Origin of the sequence: Bacillus cereus group sp. N21 (genome assembly GCF_016483395.1) — a bacterium.
Classification (GTDB): domain Bacteria; phylum Bacillota; class Bacilli; order Bacillales; family Bacillaceae_G; genus Bacillus_A; species Bacillus_A pseudomycoides.
In genome coordinates this window covers 1-226 of record NZ_JAEHBX010000464.1, presented here as the reverse complement: position 1 = coordinate 226, position 226 = coordinate 1, and the positions used below count along the sequence as shown (strand labels likewise).

Genomic DNA, 226 nt, shown 5'->3' with positions numbered 1-226 from the left:
GGGGATGCAATAAAAGTAGGATATGAGCCTGCCTATGTTTTATCTGATCAACCGCGAAGTCATCATCAAAGATTTGTGAAATTCCGTTTCCCTAAATCTGACCAATTACGAAGTGATATTTTTCGATTTATTGATCTCATATTACAGTTTGTGTCTCCGAGAAACTTAAAAATATCAGTAGAAGATGAATTTTGGTATTTTGATATTCGTCAATCTCTAGTATCAT

Annotated in this window: 1 pseudogene; it reads left to right on the top strand. The window is 33.6% G+C overall.

The features are described from left to right. Positions 1-226, top strand: a pseudogene (locus tag JDS96_RS31650) (DNA-binding protein); the annotation flags it as partial.